Below are 15,420 nucleotides of genomic sequence, written 5' to 3'. Positions count from 1 at the left end.
GTGCCGCGACCGAACGCGATGTCGCGCATCTCGATAGCCTGCCGGAAGAGTTCGCCCAGCGCAGTCAGGACTTGAACGATGAGATGGCCGCGGCTGCAAGCCGCGCCGATCATTGCCGTCGGCGCCTGGATGACAGTGAACGACAACTGGAGGAGACCGATCGAACCCTGCGTGCTGCGGAAGGGCGGCTGGCGGCGGCGCGCGAGGAGAGGGTTCGTGCCGAAACCGCAGCCGAGCAGGCCGAGGCAACACTGGTGACGATCGAGGGGCAGACGAACGAGCGTTTCTCGCTTCCGCCGGAGCGACTTGCCGAGCTTGTGGGTGAGGTGAACGAGCCCACGACGGGCGATCTCGCCACCGCGGAGAAGCAGCTCGAGCGGATGAAGCGGGAACGCGACCTGATCGGCCCGGTTAACCTGCGCGCCGAGGAGGAACTGGCGGAACTGGAGGGCGAAAGCGGCCGGCTCGACGGCGAACGCGAGGACCTGTTGCAGGCGATTGCCAAGCTGCGCCAGGGGGTCGGACAACTGGATAAGGAGGCGCGCGCCCGCCTACTCGCCGCCTTCGATGAGATCGACCGCCATTTCCAGCAGCTGTTCCGGCGTTTGTTCGGGGGCGGCCATGCGCATTTGTCGCTTATGGATGCGGATGATCCGATGGCGATCGGCCTTGAGGTGATGGCGAGCCCGCCCGGCAAAAAACTGCAGCATCTGTCGTTGCTCTCCGGCGGCGAACAGACACTCACCGCCCTGGCACTGCGCTTTGCGATCTTCCTCGCCAAGCAGACGCCGATTTGCGTCCTCGACGAGGTTGACGCGCCGCTCGACGACGCCAACGTCGATCGCATGTGCACATTGTTGGACGATCTCGCCGCCGCCGGCACCCGCTTCCTGGTAATCACCCACCACCGGCTGACCATGGCACGGATGCATCGGCTGTTTGGCGTAACCATGGCAGAAAAGGGCGTCTCGCAGCTTGTGTCGGTGGATCTGGTCGACCACAACGGCCTGCGCTCCGTCGGCTAACGGCTGTCGTGGCGAATTTAGCCTCCGAATCAGCGACTTCGTTCAGCAGCTTGCGGCCGCTCGGTTGCGATTCTTTCGTACTGCGTGAGCCTTGACACCCCGTTGACCCCTCTTTATCGTCCGCTTGTGCAATGCAGCGGATTTCGCCAGGGGTTGGCCACACCATCCTCAATGACCGATAAACAACCTCCCCGGAGGATTGACGACCTGGACGCGCGGATCAAGCGTCTGCAAGGGGAGCTATCCGAGGGGAATGCCGCGCCGAAGCGGCCGGCAAGCAGCGGTTACGGTCTCGCGTTTACGCTCGCCACTGACATGGTGGGCGGATTGATCGGAGGTGGCCTGCTCGGCTGGGGGATTGATTCCTGGCTTAATACCGCGCCGTGGGGTCTGGTTGGGTTCTTCTTTGTCGGCGCCGCTGCCGGAATGTGGAACGTCTATCGGACTGCTCGCGGTCACGACGCAGCCATGGGGTTTCGTAACCCCACCGGGACCAGTCAAACGGGACAGCGCTCGCCGGGTCCCTCAACCGGCGACGGAAACGGGGAACAAGAAAGGTAAAACGGTGGCCAGCCCGCTGCATCAATTCGAAGTCCACACCATCCTTCCGATCCAGATCGGCAACTTCAATGCCTCGTTTACCAATGCCAGCCTGTTCATGCTGGTGGCGGTGGCAGTGATCACCGGTTTCCTCGTCCAGGCGATGAAACCGCGGTCGGTCATACCCGGGCGGCTGCAATCGATCGCCGAACTCGCCTATGAATTTATCGCCAACATGATCAGAACCAATGTTGGTCGCGAAGGTCGGCCGTATTTCCCGTTTATCTTTTCCCTGTTCTTTTTCATTCTCCTTGGCAACATGCTGGGCATGCTGCCATATGGCTATGCATTCACCTCGCATCTGGTGGTAACGCTGGGGTTGGCCCTGGCCGTATTCATCGGCACGACGGTGATCGGCTTTATCAAGAACGGCCTCGGGTTCTGCGGTTTCTTTCTCCCGCATGGCACGCCGATCTTCTTGGCGCCGCTGCTGATCCCACTCGAAGTGATGTCCTACCGCTTCCGGCCAGTCAGCCTTTCGCTGCGTCTGTTCGCCAACATGACCGCGGGCCACACCCTGTTGAAGGTGTTCGCCGGCTTCGTCGTTTCGCTCGGCTTCATGGGCTTCATTCCCATGCTGGCCGTCATCGGCCTGACGGGTCTGGAGTTTCTTGTCGCGTTTCTGCAAGCCTATGTGTATGCAGTACTGGCTTGCATCTACCTCAATGACGCCTTGCACATGCACTAAGTGCCAATCAGTACATTGAGGACCGGTAGCGGGCGTAAGGCACGGCCAAGCCGCCCAACGATACAACAAACGTTGAAGAGGGAAATCAGGTCATGGAACTTGATGCTGCAAAGATGATCGGCGCGGGTATCGCGGTCGTCGGCTTGGGTGGTGTTGGCGCCGGTATCGGTAACATCTTCTCGACGACAATCGCCTCGCTGGCACGCAATCCTGCCGCCCAGCCACTGATTCAGCTGCCTATGTGGGTCGGCTTCGCACTGGTGGAAGCCNTCGCCCTGTACGCTCTCGTTGTCGCGCTGATCATCCTGTTCGTCTGATCAGTTCGTCCGGCCCGCCCGGGAGGCGGCGGCTTAGCCGCCTCGTCGCTTTCGCGGAATCCACATATGCCGCAGTTTGATCCGGCCGTCTGGCCGCCCCAGATCGTATGGCTGATTATCAGCTTCATTGCGCTCTACTTTCTCATGGCCCGTATCGCCTTGCCGCGGGTCGCCGAGGTCCTGGAAGAGCGTGAATTTCGTATCAACGAGAGTCTGCGCAAAGCCGAGGCGCTCAAGCTTCAGGCCGAGGATGCCGTCGCCGCCTACGAGAAATTGATGGTGGATGCACGGACCAAGGCGCACGACCAGCTTCGCACCGTACGCGAACGCGCCGATGCCGAAGCGGCAGAGCGTCACGCGCAGTTGAGCGAGCTGCTGTCCAAGCAGGTTGCCGATGCCGAAGCCCGCATCGCTGCCGCGCGTGGTCAGGCGGTAGCCCATATTCGTGAAGTGGCTGTAGCGGTTACCGGTGCTGCCATTGAGCGTCTGATCGGCCAACCGGCGGATGCCACGTCCGTCAGCAACGCCGTCGAAGTCGTCTTGGGAGGGAAAGCGTAATGTGGTCCGCCCTTGCCGCCGAAACCGCCCACGGTGCGGCGCATGCCGCCGCACCTGAGGCCTTCTACGCTACCGCCGAATTCTGGGTCGCAATCGGTTTCCTCATCTTCATCGCGCTCATCGGCAAGCGGGCGTATCGGCTGGTCGTCGTTGGCCTCGACGAGCGCGCCGAGCGGATCCGGGCCCGGCTAGAGGAAGCCGGACGGCTGGCGGAAGAAGCCCAGACGCTGCTTGCCACCTACGAGCGCAAGCAGCGGGATGCTGCCGGCGAAGCGGAGGCGATCGTTGCCGACGCCCGTCGCGAGGCCGACCGCCTTGCCGAACAGGCTTCGGCCGAACTGCAGCGCTCCTTGAAGCGGCGCGAAGAACTGGCGCTGGAGCGGATCGCTCAGGCGGAGGCTTCGGCCGTCGCTGAAGTCCGCGCCCGTGCCGTCGATGTGGCGATGCAGGCAACGCAGAATCTGCTGATCCAAAAGCTCACCCCGGCGCAGTCGAATGCGCTGATCGACACCGCCATCGCCGAACTGCCGGGCAAATTGCATTAGGCAGCGGTCGCACCACGATAACTACACCATCAAAAATCCCCGGGCTGGTCCCGGGGATTTTTTTATAATTATGAGCATTATGAATCAGGCCTAAACATTTATAATCAGTAACCTACTTAGTAGCTCCGGTTACTTCAGGCCATTTCGCATGAGCAGGTAAGGCCTCGTCTCCGAATTTTGTTTTGCCGCCGTACCGGATCGTGGTGAGTTCATCGCCGCGAAGCGACCGGCCAATGGAGCCAATGCCTGCTGACAGGCTTATTGGTTCTCGTTGAGCAGTCGGACGAGAGAGCGTTCGTTCAGGTCGGTAACTTCCTGGGAGGAGTAATCCACCTCCGGATCGGCGTAAGACGAAGCCGCGGAAGCGTAATAGCCTGAGCTACCACGGAATTGCTGAGCGTTCAGGTCTGCCACCTCCTGAGAGGAATAGGACGACACTGCGCTATAGCTTCCGTCGGCGGATCGGCTGTTCAAATCAGCAACTTCCGGAGACGAATAGCCGCCAGAGGAACGGCTGCGTGCAGCAGCCAGATTAATCGCCGCCCGCCAGTCGTAGAATCGGTGATCACCGATCTCGGCCACCGGCGGCGTGCCGCCGAAATCCACCAGGCTCGCCGAGCCTTTCCCTCGCGCCGCTCGCGCGGCGACGATCCGCGCATTCTGGAAGAACAGCGCGCCATTGGTCGGGTCAGGCAGAGCCCCGGAGAGGATCTGATCGAGGATATTGGCAAACACAGCGTCCTGCGACGCGCTCAAGGGTCGCAGGTTTCGCCAGCCGCCGGCACGCATACACGGCTCGAATTGATTGGGTGCATCGATCACGTCCTGCACCGTGCTCTGGAACTGGCCGGAGTTGACGCGGTTGAAGATCGTGTAGACGACGGCGGCAATCCCGAGATCGCCCTGGTTCCCCGCCTCGGCGAAAGCGACGCGGCCGAGAGCATCGCGGTCCTCCCAGGTCAGCTCCGGCGCGCCCATGCCGTAATAGCTCCCTGCCGCTGCACCGTAGGACGCTGTCGTTGCATCATTCCAAGACTGTGTCCCGTCCGGACTGGCACAAGCCGCAATTGAAAGAGTCAATGATGCGGCGGCGACAATGTCACGAACGGGTCGTCTCGGCATTGCTGGCTCATCGGGTTGTTTGTCCGAGTTAATACTGGCATCCGGCCGGCTTTGAGGCAAATGCCCTGCTGTGCAATACGGAAATAAAGATCCAACGACGATATTTTTATCCACCGACACAAGCTAAGATCCTGAATGACCCGGCATTTACGTGCCAACGAACAGCCACTGGCGTCTTTGCCGCACCCGCTCAACATGGCAAGGCTCGGCCCGGCCCGGCATGTTGCCGCGGCCGCAAATAGAGCGCCGATTCCTTTGGCGGCAACGGAGCGATGACTTCGGTTCGATCCTGATCGTCATATCCATCAGCGGGCGCCACGCTCATCGGCCCACTGAGCCGTGCGAACTGGATCGATTGATCAATGAATGGTAGAATTTTTGCTTTGATGATCGCCTATCTACTGGCGTTGGGGACTGTAATAGCTGGAAAGGCCGTTTTGTGATGGAGACAATGGGGGCGCACGGCGCCGGCGTGGGCGAACCACTTGCCTAACGTTGGCGGGCCTTACGTTAGCGGGAGCGATTCTGCTGGCATCGATCCACGGCGCGATCGCCGAGACGGTGCCGCAGTCGCTGCGCTCGGATATTACCGTTCGCAGGCTTCTGGTGACCCTCAAGCCCAGCGTGCCACCGACGCGGCTCGTCAAGGATCCGCGCAACAATACGCTCTACTACCTGAAGAGTTCGGGCGATATCTACCAAGTCGATGTCACAGCGAGGACCAGCAGTNTCGTCGCCGGCCCGAACGGGCACGGATTGACCATAACCCAAGGCATGGCCATCGGGCCCGACGGAACAATTTACCTCGTCGGCAACACCGACGTGTCCGGGACGAAGACGCAAGGCACAATCGCCCGGGGAAAATTATCGCCCAATGGGCGAGTCTGGTCAGTGCTGGCGAAGACCGCCGCCTATCCGAAGAGTAAGACCGCTTACGACCATCGGTTGAACGGCATCATCGTCGCCCAAGGCGGGAACTTCGTCTATGTCAACAGCGGCGCCCGCACCGACCACGGCGAGGAGCAATCGGCCGGCGGCCTGTTTCCGGGCGTCCGCGAAGTCGGCCTGACCGCCTGCATCCTTAAGCTGCCGACCAATGGCAACAACATTTTGCTGCAGAATGATCGGGCTTGGCTGAAAAGCAACGGCTACATCTTCGCCGAAGGCATCCGCAACACCTTTGACATGGCTTACGATGCCGATGGCAACCTATTCGGGACGGAAAATGGCCCCGACCGCGATATGGCGGACGAGTTGAACTGGCTGCGCCCTGGTTTGCATTACGGCTTTCCGTGGCGGATTGGTGGCGCCGATAACCCGCAGCAGTTTGCCAACTACAACCCGGCCACCGATAAGTTGCTCAACCCGCTCTTCAACGCGGTGCAGAAGGGCTACTATCGCAACGATCCGGCCTTCCCACCGCGACCGGCGGTGGCCCTGATTGAGCCGATCCGCAACTTCGGCCCGGATGCCGACAGTTTCCGTTCCGCCGACGGCGTCATCCATGACGCTAGCCTGCTGCATGCCTCGATCGGCACCTTCACCGCGCATCGCAGTCCGCTCGGTTTGGTCTTCGACCAGACGCGGACGCTCGCGCCAGAATTTCGCGGCCACGGGTTCATGCTAAGCTGGACCAAGGGCGACCCGACCGGTAACAGCGCGGCCGGTCCGTTCAAGGATCCCGGCCAGGATCTGCTGCACCTGAACCTGACCAAGACGACGACGGGTTATAGCCTTCATGCGACGCGGATCGTCGGCAATTTCAATAATCCGATCGATTCCGCGATGATCAACAATAAGATCTACGTCATCGACTACGGTGGGACGCAGAGCATCTGGGAGGTCACTCTGCCCAAATAAACGCTCCTCACATCAGCGAAGCTCGGTTCGCGGCATCTGACCCATGCCGCCAACGAGCACAGGCCGCCAAGAGGAAGCGAAGAGTTGGTACCGCTTCGGCTGGGTGGTGATCATATCGTCGCCAGCGTTCTCATTCCGGCTCGATGCTGATCTTCACGTCCATCGGCGGGGCGAAATACGGCGCCGAGGTCACCAGAATCGCACAGCCCGCAACAGCGTAGTCGTCGGCGTTGCGAAGGTTGACGCCGCCGGCCGCAGCAATCAGCGGTGCCGGGGATAACTGACGGGTGCGCTCGACAACGCTGCGCGCGTCCGCCGGCGAAAGCTTGTCGAGTTGGATAATGTCCACCCCCGCCGTTGCCAGCTGCAGAGCCGTCTCCATCGACCAAGCCTCCGCCGTCACCTTCTTGCCCGGATGCTGGCGTTGCAACCGGCGGATCATCATGGCGAGGTCCGCACCGTCCGGCAGGAAGGCCAGATGCTGCGGGAAGATCAGGAACGTCTCCGACAATCCCAGCCGGTGCATTTGCCCTCCGCCGGCAAGGACCGCGCGCGCCGCGATGCCCCGCGCGCCGGGAAGGTGCTTGCGCGTGCATTCGACGACGATGTCAGGCGTCACCTGAGCGGCAGCATCGACGATCAGCCGGGTGGCGGTGGCGATGCCCGAGGCATGCTCGATCAGGTTTTGCGCCACTCGCCAGATGCGGTGCAGCACCGCCGCCTTCGCCTCGGCCTGGAGAAAAATCTGACCGCCCGGCACTCGGTCGCCACTGGTGGCCGAGCGAACCACGTTGGCGCCCTGACGCTGCAGCAGCCCCTCCGCCTCCTCGACACAGCAGACGACCATCTCGCCGCGCGCCGCAAACGTCATCCGGCCGCGCCGCGTACCGATCCCCAGTGCCGCCGTCGTCAAATCGCCGAATGGCACGTCTTCGTCGAGCAGGCGATCCACCTCCTCGTGAGCAAGCATCATTGGTCAATATTCCCTATTCGACGCTGATCAGCCTCAGCCATTCGGCTTCGTTGAGTACAGTCACGCCCAGGTCCCGCGCCTTGGTTGCCTTCGATCCGGCGTCGGCGCCGACGATCACGTAGTCGGTCTTCTTCGACACTGCCCCCGCCACCTGGGCGCCCAGGGCCTCGGCGCGCGCTTTCGCCTCACTGCGGGTCATACTCTCCAAGGTTCCGGTGAAGACTACCGTCCTACCGGCCACCGGTGAGACCAGAGCGGTCCGCGGCACGTACGGCTCGACGGTGACCTCGCGCGCCAGATCGTTGAGCACCTCGATGTTGTGCGGCTCGGCGAAGAAGGCAGCGAGGTCGGCCGCCACCGACGGGCCGATAGACTCGATATTGATCAGTTCGCTTCTGGCGTTCGCCGCCGGTTCGGTAGCTGATTCGGCGGCTAGTTCGCTCGCCGCCTGCATCGCTGACCGCCAAGCCTCGCACGTCCGGTAATGGCGGGCGAGGCGTTTCGCCGTCGCCTGACCCACCTGACGGATGCCAAGTGCATAGATGAAGCGGTCGAGACCGATCGTCCGCCTAGCCTCGATCGCCACCAGCAGGTTTTCGATCGAGCGGCTGCCCCAGCCCTCGCGGCTGTGCAGGCTGTCGACCTTCGTCCGCAGGCGGAAGATGTCACCGGGCTTCGCGATCAGGCCATCCGCCCAGAATGCGCTGATGTGCTTTTCGCCCAGCCCCTCGATGTCGAAGGCGTCGCGAGACACGAAGTGCTTGAGGCGTTCCACCGCCTGAGCGGGGCAGATCAGCCCGCCGGTGCAGCGCCGGGCGGCCTCCCCTTCTTCGCGCACCGCAAGGCTGCCACACTCGGGACAATGATCGGGAAAGGCGAACGGCAGTGAGTCGGCCGGCCGCTTCTCTGGGACCACCGCCACCACCTGCGGGATCACGTCGCCGGCCCGTTGGACGATCACCTGATCACAGACACGGATGTCTTTGCGGGCGATCTCGTCTTCGTTGTGCAGCGTCGCCCGCGAGACGACGACGCCGCCCACCGTCACCGGCTCCAACTCGGCGACTGGCGTCAGCGTCCCTGTCCGGCCCACCTGGATGCGGATCGCGTTTACTCTCGTTTCCGCCCGCTCAGCCGGAAATTTTTGTGCTATCGCCCAGCGCGGAGTTCGGGTAACAAATCCCAATCGCTCCTGCCAATCCAAGCGGTTCACTTTAAAGACAACACCGTCAATATCATACGGCAAATCCGCCCGTTTACCTTCTAATGCTCTATAATATTGCAACATACATTCAATATTATTACACAATATGTTTTCATTATTTACAGGAATTCCGATTAACTTGAAGTAGTTGAGGATCTCTTCATGAGTTTCCCAAATCTGCTTACTTGACTCGCCTAAAGCGTAAGCCAAAAAGCGCAGGGGTCGTTCGGCCGTGATCGCAGGATCAAGTTGGCGAAGTGACCCTGCTGCAGCATTACGAGGATTAGCAAAAATCTTATTGCCTTGAGCACGCTGAGACTCATTTAACTGTTGAAACGCATGACGGTCCATAAAGACCTCTCCACGCACTTCCAATACAGCTAATTCCGTCTGTACTGCTGCCGGAATCGCCGAAATTGTTCGAATATTATCAGTTATATCTTCGCCGACATAGCCATTGCCTCTAGTTAACCCCAATGTTAGCCTGCCTCGCTCGTATCTAAGAGCGACTGATAGGCCGTCAATCTTCGGCTCTGCCATCATTTCCAGAGTTACAGCTTGATCCTGCAGCTCTCTTAAGAATCGCCGAACTCCGTTCACAAAGTTGATAAGTTCATCCTCTGTAAAGGCATTATCAAGACTCGTCATTTGACGAGAGTGTTGTACTTTAATAAATCCCGCTGCCGGTGGGGCACCAACTCTTTTCGATGGACTATCCTCACGGATTAGGTGAGGAAAACGGGCCTCGATTGCTGCGTTCCGGCGTTTTAGAAAATCGAACTCGGCGTCAGTGATAATCGGCGCATCGTTCTGATGGTAGGCGACGTCATCAGCGGCAAGCTCAACTGCTAGTGCCGCCAGTTCCGCTGCCGCCTGGGACTCGTCCAGCGCCTCGACCGGAACCGAACGCAGATCGCCGGTCATGCCGCGGTGCCCTGCAGGAGGCTGTCGGCGGCGGCGCGCGCCTCGTCGGTCACGGCAGCCCCCGCCAGCATCCGGGCGATCTCCTCACGGCGGCCGCTGCCATCGAGGTGAACGACCGAGACGCGCGTTGCACCGTCGTTCACCGCTTTCTGAATCTGCCAATGGTGGTGGCCGCGCGCCGCTACCTGCGGCGAGTGGGTGACCACCAGCACCTGCACGTCGGTCGCGAGGCGGGCAAGACGTTCGCCCACGGCGTGCGCCACAGCACCACCAACGCCGGCGTCCACTTCGTCGAAAATCAGCGTCGGTACTGGATCTGAGCGCGCAAGCACCACCTTCAGCGCCAACATGAACCGGGCAAGCTCGCCGCCAGAGGCGATTTTACTCAGTGGTCCTGCCGGCATGCCGGGATTGGTGATCACCTCGAACACCACCCGATCCTGACCATTCGGTCCCCACTCCTCGACGCGAAGAGCATCGATGCGGCAGAGAAAGCGGGCGCGACCAAGCCGTAACGGCTCCAGTTCGGCGGCGACGGCGCGATCGAGGCCGCTCGCCGCCTGGAGACGTCCGTCGTGCAGCGTTGCCGCCGTCTGCAGATACGCCCGTTCCGCCGCCGCTTCGGCCTTACCCAGTCCGGCGATGTTGATATCGGCACAGTCGATCGCCGCCAGTCGCGCCGCAAAATCCTCTGCCAGCCGCGCCAAGTCGTCCACCGCGATGTCGTGCTTGCGTGCCAGGGCGCGCAGGGCAAACAGCCGCTCTTCCACCTCTTCCAAGTGGCGCGGATCGAGATCAGCATCGGCAGCCAGCCGCGCCAAGCCGTCGATCGCATCGCTTACCTCGCCCTGCGCCCGCTCCAACGCGGCCAGAACCGGATCGAGGCGACCTTCCGCCTTGGTGGCAATCCTCTCCAGCGACCGGTTCGCCAAACGCAGCGACTCCGCCACCCCACGGCCGGAGCTGCCGCCAGCCAGTTCCTGCCCTGCCTCGTCCATAGCCTGAATGAGTTTCTCGGCGTGCATCAGCATCGCCCGACGCTGCGCGAGGAGCATCTCCTCGCCCGCTTCCGGATGCATCTTCTCAATCTCGGCCAACGCGTGACGCAGGAAGTCCTCGTCGCGTCGCGCGGCCTTGATCGCCTCTTCCGCCTGCAGGCGCTCATCGCGCGCTACCTGCCAGGCCTTCCACGCGGTAGCACAGGCGGTGACTTGCGTTTGGAGGACACCGAAGGCATCAAGGATGATGCGGTGAGTGTTGGGATCCAGCAGCTTTCTGNNATTGTCGTACTGGCCGTGGATCTCCACCAGTGTCTCCCCCAGCCGCCGTAACAGCGACACACTCGCCGGCTGGTCGTTGACGAAGGCGCGCGAGCGGCCGTCGCTGCTCACCGTCCGGCGCAGAATGAGGCCATCCTCAATGCCGTCAATCCCTTGCGCGGCAATGATCGCCAAAGCCGGATGCGCCGGCGGCAGGCGGAATGCCGCCGTCACCGTCAACTGCGTCGCACCCTGGCGCACCAACCGCGCATCGGCGCGGCCACCGAGGGCAAGGCCAAGTGCATCGAGCAGGATCGACTTGCCGGCGCCGGTCTCGCCGGTCAAGGCGCACAGGCCCGGAGGAAACTCCAGGTCGAGCCGGTCGATAATCACCACGTCACGGATCGAGAGCGACGACAGCATACCGGCGCGCGCTCCTCAGAAGCTGGCGGTGGCCCCTGTTCCTCCTGGGCGCCCCCGGTCGGCAGAGGCGCCGACCAACTTGTAAGCGTCGGCATACCATTCGCTGCCGGGGTAGTTGTAGCCGAGGACCGCCGCTGTCCGGCGCGCTTCCTCGTCAAGGCCGACGGCCGTGTAGGCTTCAGTCAGCCGCAACAGCGCCTCCGGTACATGCGTCGTCGACTGATACTGTGAGATCACCGTCTTGAATCGGTTGATCGCGGCCAGGTATTGTGCCCGGCGAAGATAGAAGCGGCCGACGGTCATTTCCTTGCCAGCCAGGTGATCGTTGCAGAGTTCGATCTTGATCTTGGCATCGCGCGCGTANTTCGGGTCCGGGTAGCGCGAGACCAGTTCTTCGAATACCTTCTTCGCATCAACGGTCATGTTTTGGTCGCGATGAATATCCGAGATCTGCTCGTAGTACGACAAACCCTTGAGGTAATAGGCGTAGGCAACATCCGGGTTAGCCGGATGTAGTTCGATATATCGGTCGGCGGCAGCGATCGCCTCGTCGTATTGATCGGCTTTATAATGCGCGAAAGCCGCCATCAACTGCGCCTTGGTCGCCCAAGGAGAGTAGGGATGCTGGCGCTCAACCTCGTCAAACAACTTTGCCGACTTCTTGTAGTCGCCCTCCTCCAGCTTGTTCATGGCGTCATTATAGAGGTCGTCGACTGGACGATCGACGTAGGCGTCCTTGTCGTCGGAGGCGCATGCCGCCAGCAACAGGCAGAGAATGCCGAAGCAGGCGCCAATGCGCCTGCTGGGCGATTTCGCAATCGGGAGGATCCTCATGTGCAAACCTTAGCCAGCAGCGACCGCGGGCGAGTATAGCACGCGGGATTCCTGATCGGCAAGTCAGAGGGAAGGGGCCGGGCTTTCGCCCGGCTCCCTTCACCTGAACCGTCGGTCGAGGCAGCAGCCTAGGTTGGCCTCGCCTGGTCGGCTTGGCCTAGTTGGCCTGACGGCGGAGGAACGCCGGAATATCGAGCATGTCCTCCTCCGGCTGTGAAGACGGCAGCCGCTCAGCAGTGGAAAAGCCGCCGAGTCGCGGTGCCTTGCGTGCGGCCGCCGCCGCCGGCGTCTCCTCGATTGCTTCCGCACCGACGTCGCTCTTCGCCGCCTTCATGCCGGTGGTGCCGGCTATGCGGGCAAACAGATTGGACATCCGCGTCCGGCTGCGATTGGGATCGCTGTCGCCGTCACGCGCTGCGCCATGCCCACCAGGAGCAACTTCGGCCATGCCGGATGCATCCATGTCGCCCTTGGAGACCGGTGCCGGCGGAATGAAGACGTTGGTCACCGGCGAGCCGTCTGTACCCGTCGCCGCCATGGTGTTTTCTCCCGCGTCGGCCTGGACCAGTTCGCGCGGCATTTCAGCATGGCCGTGGCCAGCCTGCAGTCCCGGCAGATGGTCCTCGGCGAAGATACGACCAGGGCCGTCACCGGAACCGATCTCGCGCAGCTTGGCCACCGACTGCTGCGGGCGAACATCGCTCAACCGGCTGACTACTGAAACCTTGGGCGGGGTGGCCCGCAGCGCCTGCACCGCGTCCATGCCCGTGGCAACGACGGAGACGCGAATGCGGCCTTCCATCACATCGTCGAAGGTGGAACCGAAGATGATGAAGGCTTCCGGATCCACCTCGGAGCGGATGCGGTTGGCGGCCTCGTCCACCTCGAACAGCGTCATGTCGTAGCTGCCGGTGATGTTGATCAGCACGCCCTTGGCGCCCTTCATCGAGATGTCGTCGAGGAGCGGGTTGGAGATCGCCGCCTCAGCCGCGTCGAGCGCGCGGCGGTCGCCAGTGGCCTCGCCGGTCCCCATCATCGCCTTGCCCATCTCGCTCATCACCGCGCGGATATCGGCGAAGTCGAGGTTGATCAGGCCCGGCATGACCATCAGGTCGGTGACGCCGCGGACACCGGAATAGAGCACATCGTCTGCCATCTTGAAGGCGTCGGCGAAGGTGGTGCGCTCGTTGGCAATCCGGAACAGGTTCTGGTTCGGGATGATGATCAGGGTATCGACGAACTGCTCCAGCTCCTCGATCCCGCCGTCGGCGATTTTCATCCGGTGGCCGCCCTCGAACTGAAACGGCTTGGTAACGACGCCGACGGTCAGAATCCCCTGCTCACGCGCCGCGCGGGCAATGACCGGAGCCGCGCCGGTGCCGGTGCCACCGCCCATGCCAGCGGCGATGAACACCATGTTCGAGCCGCGGATCTCTTCAATGATGTCTTCGAGCGCTTCCTCGGCAGCGATGCGGCCGATGTCCGGCCGGGAGCCGGCACCGAGACCTTGAGTTACCGTGACGCCCAGTTGAATGCGGCGGTCAGAGAGCGACTGGGCAATCGCCTGCGCATCGGTGTTGGCAATAATGAATTCTACACCCTCAAGCTTGGCACGGATCATGTTGTTGACGGCGTTGCCGCCCGCGCCGCCAACTCCGACCACGGTAATCCGCGGACGCAGTTCCGGGGCCGGGCCGGCAGGGGGAACGCTGAGGTTGATGGTCATAGGCAAAGCCTCCGGTTGCACATGTTGTAAACCCGAAACGACGGTTAGAAGTTTTCCCGAAGCCACTGGCCGAAGCGGCCGAAACGGCCCTGCGGCACATTGGTCGGGCAATAGATTGTTTGCGCCGGCTCTTCGGCCTGGCTGACAGCCTGGCGGAGCAGTCCCGCGCAGGTAGCGAATGCCGGGTTCGCCGCAGCCTCCGGCAACCCCTCGATGGGTGCCGGTCGACCGATACGCACCTGCTTGTCGAGAATCATGCCGGCTAGGTCGGCCGTGCCGGGCAGCTCGCTGGCCCCACCGGTCAACACCAAGCGACGGCCGGCCACCTTATCGAAGCCGGCTTCCTGGAGGCGCGAGCGAACCATCTCGAAGATCTCTTCCATCCGCGGGCGGATGATGGTCACCAGCATCGAGCGAGGAACCTGGGTNGCATTCGCCCCCCCCTCGGCGGCGATTGGCGGCACCTCGATCAGCTGACGGACATCCGACGGCGACGGCAAGCAACTGCCGAACAGGGTCTTGATCCGTTCCGCCTGCGCCATCGGCGTCGACAGCCCCTTGGCCAGATCGCGGGTGACATGCATGCCACCCACCGGCAGGACATCCGTGAACACCAGTTCGGGNTCGAAGTAGACGGCAACGGAGGTCGTCCCGCCACCCATGTCGATGAGGGTGACGCCCAGTTGCTTCTCATCATCGATCAGACAGCCAAGTGCCGAGGCGTAGGGCGAAACCACCCGGCCGACCACATCGAGATGGCAGCGGCTGACGCAGGTGTAGAGGTTGCGCAGCGCTCCTGCCGCGGCGGTGATGACGTGCAGATTGACGCCAAGGCGCTGGCCGAACATGCCGCGCGGATCGCGTACGCCACGGCAGCCATCGATCGAATAACCCACCGGGATGGCATGGATGACGCGATGGTCATCAGGCACCGAGTCGGCGAAACCAATTGGATCGAGGATGCGGCGAATGTCGCCATCACCGATCTCGTGCCCTCCCACGGAGATTTCATAAGCGAACAGGCGCGAGCGCGGCGANGAACCGGTGGCGACATTAACCACCACGTGGCGAATCTTTTCGCCGGCCATGTTTTCGGCGGCGTCGACGCAGGCACGGATCGTCGTTTCCGCGGCGTCCAGGTCCACCAAAGTGCCGTTGCGCACCCCCTGCGACGCATGGTGGCCGACGCCAACGACGCGTGCGCCCTGGGAGCCGGCAACGCGCGCGATCAGACAGGTGATTTTCGTCGTGCCAATGTCGAGGGCACCGATCAGCCCGCTGCGTGCCTTCGTCTGGGAGGATGCCTTTGCCTTTTTCACCGATGTTCCCTCAAACTCTCCTGCCGCGTTGTGTTCATTCATT

Annotated in this window: 14 protein-coding genes; 7 read left to right on the top strand and 7 right to left on the bottom strand. The window is 62.1% G+C overall.

Annotated features, from left to right (window positions below):
* The first annotated feature begins 83 nt into the window (after positions 1-83).
* The 6 genes from HQ394_RS11115 (at position 84) to HQ394_RS11090 (ending at position 3,733) form a co-directional block, all read left to right on the top strand.
* A complete protein-coding gene (locus tag HQ394_RS11115) occupies positions 84-1,025 on the top strand; it encodes a coiled-coil domain-containing protein (RefSeq protein WP_190260297.1) in 942 nt (313 codons plus the stop codon).
* A gap of 171 nt (positions 1,026-1,196) precedes the next feature.
* Positions 1,197-1,586: an AtpZ/AtpI family protein gene (locus tag HQ394_RS20795; RefSeq protein WP_190260296.1), complete on the top strand. Its 390-nt coding sequence runs from the start codon at positions 1,197-1,199 to the stop codon at positions 1,584-1,586.
* A 4-nt stretch (positions 1,587-1,590) separates the two neighbouring features.
* Positions 1,591-2,313: a F0F1 ATP synthase subunit A gene (locus HQ394_RS11105; protein ID WP_190260295.1), complete on the top strand. Its 723-nt coding sequence runs from the start codon at positions 1,591-1,593 to the stop codon at positions 2,311-2,313.
* Positions 2,314-2,405: 92 nt separating this feature from the next.
* Positions 2,406-2,630 carry an ATP synthase F0 subunit C gene (gene atpE, locus HQ394_RS11100; protein ID WP_190260294.1) on the top strand — a complete coding sequence of 75 codons (225 nt, stop codon included), beginning with the start codon at positions 2,406-2,408 and terminating at the stop codon, positions 2,628-2,630.
* A 66-nt stretch (positions 2,631-2,696) separates the two neighbouring features.
* On the top strand, positions 2,697-3,188 hold the full coding sequence (locus HQ394_RS11095; protein WP_190260293.1) for a F0F1 ATP synthase subunit B family protein: 492 nt from the start codon (positions 2,697-2,699) through the stop codon (positions 3,186-3,188).
* The gene (locus HQ394_RS11090; protein ID WP_190260292.1) at positions 3,188-3,733 is read left to right on the top strand and encodes a F0F1 ATP synthase subunit B family protein; all 546 of its coding nucleotides are present in this window, start codon (positions 3,188-3,190) and stop codon (positions 3,731-3,733) included. Before HQ394_RS11095 ends, HQ394_RS11090 begins: the two co-directional genes overlap by 1 nt.
* A 258-nt stretch (positions 3,734-3,991) precedes the next feature.
* Here the strand turns inward: HQ394_RS11090 and HQ394_RS11085 are convergent, their stop codons facing one another.
* Positions 3,992-4,975 (bottom strand): cell wall hydrolase, encoded by a 984-nt coding sequence (locus HQ394_RS11085; protein WP_190260291.1) that lies wholly within the window; start codon positions 4,973-4,975, stop codon positions 3,992-3,994.
* Positions 4,976-5,629: 654 nt separating this feature from the next.
* On the opposite strand from HQ394_RS11085, the gene HQ394_RS11080 reads away from it, so the two are divergent.
* Entirely contained in the window at positions 5,630-6,715 is a 1,086-nt protein-coding gene (locus HQ394_RS11080; RefSeq protein ID WP_456151592.1) for a PQQ-dependent sugar dehydrogenase, read from the top strand.
* Positions 6,716-6,845: 130 nt separating this feature from the next.
* Here HQ394_RS11080 and modD read toward each other — a convergent pair whose 3' ends face one another.
* The 6 genes from modD to ftsA all read right to left on the bottom strand — a co-directional run bounded on the left by modD (position 6,846) and on the right by ftsA (position 15,419).
* Positions 6,846-7,688, bottom strand: a complete 843-nt coding sequence (modD, locus tag HQ394_RS11075) for a ModD protein (protein ID WP_190260289.1) — start codon at positions 7,686-7,688, stop codon at positions 6,846-6,848.
* Positions 7,689-7,701: 13 nt separating this feature from the next.
* Positions 7,702-9,816, bottom strand: coding sequence for an NAD-dependent DNA ligase LigA (gene ligA / locus HQ394_RS11070; RefSeq protein ID WP_190260288.1), 2,115 nt, complete (start codon positions 9,814-9,816; stop codon positions 7,702-7,704).
* A complete protein-coding gene (recN, locus tag HQ394_RS11065; RefSeq protein ID WP_190260287.1) occupies positions 9,813-11,498 on the bottom strand; it encodes a DNA repair protein RecN in 1,686 nt (561 codons plus the stop codon). The genes ligA and recN overlap by 4 nt, the downstream gene beginning before the upstream one ends.
* A 15-nt stretch (positions 11,499-11,513) precedes the next feature.
* Complete coding sequence (locus tag HQ394_RS11060; RefSeq protein ID WP_190260286.1) at positions 11,514-12,332, bottom strand: outer membrane protein assembly factor BamD; 819 nt, start codon at positions 12,330-12,332, stop codon at positions 11,514-11,516.
* Between the two features lie 157 nt (positions 12,333-12,489).
* A complete protein-coding gene (gene ftsZ / locus HQ394_RS11055) occupies positions 12,490-14,058 on the bottom strand; it encodes a cell division protein FtsZ (RefSeq protein ID WP_190260285.1) in 1,569 nt (522 codons plus the stop codon).
* Positions 14,059-14,102: 44 nt separating this feature from the next.
* A complete protein-coding gene (gene ftsA, locus HQ394_RS11050) occupies positions 14,103-15,419 on the bottom strand; it encodes a cell division protein FtsA (RefSeq protein WP_190260284.1) in 1,317 nt (438 codons plus the stop codon).
* Position 15,420: the final 1 nt, after the last annotated feature.

The sequence above is a fragment of the Defluviicoccus vanus genome (assembly GCF_014672695.1).
Taxonomy (GTDB): domain Bacteria; phylum Pseudomonadota; class Alphaproteobacteria; order Rhodospirillales; family Defluviicoccaceae; genus Defluviicoccus; species Defluviicoccus vanus.
This window is presented reverse-complemented; position numbering and strand designations above follow the sequence as displayed.